The organism is Streptomyces graminilatus (assembly GCF_001418565.1).
In the GTDB taxonomy this organism is placed as follows: domain Bacteria; phylum Actinomycetota; class Actinomycetes; order Streptomycetales; family Streptomycetaceae; genus Streptomyces; species Streptomyces graminilatus.
In genome coordinates, this window is sequence record NZ_LIQQ01000392.1 from 1 (window position 1) to 1,997 (window position 1,997).

Annotated in this window: 2 protein-coding genes; both read right to left on the bottom strand. The window is 72.6% G+C overall.

Annotation, left to right across the window (positions count from 1 at the left end):
* The coding region (locus AOK08_RS30135) for a serine/threonine-protein kinase (protein WP_241827146.1) at positions 1-1,072 on the bottom strand (1,072 nt) is incomplete at its 3' end.
* Between the two features lie 270 nt (positions 1,073-1,342).
* Positions 1,343-1,997 (bottom strand): class F sortase (locus AOK08_RS30140; RefSeq protein WP_055531921.1); only part of this gene is annotated, 655 nt, incomplete at its 5' end.

A 1,997-nucleotide genomic window follows, 5' to 3' on the forward strand; every position in this document is an offset into this window, starting at 1 on the left:
CGAAGTCGTCGAAGTCGTCGAAGTCGTCGAAGTCATCGGAGTTGCCGGAGTTGCCGGAGTCGTGACGGTCGGGGATTTCGGGGAGGACGGCGTGGTGGGGGCCGCCCGGGCTGCCGGTGGCCGGTCGTCGGGGGGCCGCCACGCGCGGGTCGACACGGAGACCGCCCGAGCCGGAGGCCGCCGAAATGGCGGCAGGGGCGGGCCTCCGCCCCAGGACGGCCGTCCCAGGGTCGGACCCGAAGTCCATGTCCAGTTCCAGGTCCAGCGCCAGAAGGTCGGCGGACTGGCGCCCTATCGCGGCGTGCACGGCAGCCGGCAGCCAGCCGTCCCAGTCCAGGGCGTCGACGCCACCGGCCGCGCACGCCGCCGACACTCGGTCCGGGGTGGGGCGGGCCGCCGGGGACTTCTCCAGGCACAGGCGGATGATCGTGTCCAGGGGTTCCCGAATGCCCGTCAGGTCCGGTGTGCCGTGGACCACTTGGTACAGCAGGGTGGCCGCCGACGCGCCGTCGAAGGGCGCGTTCCCGGTGGCCGCGTACGCCAGGACCGAGCCGAGGCAGAACACGTCGCCCGCCGGGCCCATCGGGTCCCCGGAGGCGTGCTCGGGGCACATGTATCTCGGGGAGCCCAACAGCACGCCGGACATGGTGAGTTCGTAGCCGTCGGTGGCGCGGACGATGCCGAAGTCGATGACGCGCGGGCCCTCGGCGGAGAGCAGCACGTTGGACGGTTTGAGGTCGCGGTGCACCAGCCCGGCGGAGTGCACGGCGATCAGCGCCTCGGCGAGTCCGGCGCCGAGGGCGAGTACCGATCGCGGCGGCAGCGGCCCGTACGCCTCGACCGCGTCGGCCAGCGTCGGGCCGACTATGTGCGTGGTGGCCAGCCAGGGGACGGGGCCGTCCGGGTCGGCGTCCACGACGGACGCCGTGTAGGCGCCGCTCACCGCCCGCGCCGCGTCCACCTCGCGGCGGAACCGGTCGCGGAACGCCTTGCCCAGGGCCAGTTCCGGACGGATGACCTTGAGGGCCACGGTCTGTTGCCGGTCGTCCTTGGCGAGGAAGACCTCGCCCATCCCTCCGGCGCCGAGTCGCGCGACCGGACGGTACGGCCCCAGCCGCTCAGGATCCGTGGGACGAAGTGGCTCCATTGTCCTCAGCTCGCCTGTTCTCCGTCTGTTCCCCGTCGAATGTGTTTGCAGGGAGAGTAGGTGCTGACGGGACAGTTGGTGCATTCAATCGAGCAACTTGTGGCAAATACTTGAGAGTTCAGGCAGGACCGTCCGGACGTTACTCGTGACGGCGGGACGAATCGGACACGCGCGCGACCTCGCGGTGCACGGTCCTCAGCTCGCTGTCGCGTAGACGATGAGGTTGTCGACCGGGTGCCCCTGCTCGTCGAAGTCGCCGTCGCACGTGATGAGCCGCAGGGCCCGCTCCTTGGTCGGCCCGTAGACCTTCTCCGTCGGGAAGGCGGTCTTGGCGACGCTCTCCGTGGCCGTGACGGTGAAGTGGCGGGCCTTTCCCGCCGCGTCGGTGACCGTGATGTCCGCGCCCTTCTCGATCTTCCTGAGGTCGTGGAAGACGGCCTTGCCGAAGCGGGTGTCGTTGTGGCCGATGACGACGGCCGCGCCGACCTCACCGGGCACGGCGCCGCCGGTGTACCAGCCCGCGGTCATCCCCTTGTCGGCCGGCGGGACCTCGACCGTCCGGTCCGGGTTGAGGCCCAGTTCCATCAGCGGGGCGGTGATCCCCACGGAGGGGACGGCGACCTCGGCGGGGGTCGCCGGTGCCCCGGGAGCGCGGGGAGCGGTGGGCCGCCCGGCCCCCGGGGCACCGGTCACGGCGGTCGGGGCGATGGCGCCGGTGGGCGCGACACGCACCGCCGGGTCGGGGGCGGCCGAGCAGCCGGTGAGCAGGGTGCCGAGGCCCGTCAGGGTGAGGGCCGCGAGGAGGGCGACGGTGCGGCGGGCCCGGGACGGGGACGGGGCAGGGGCCGGG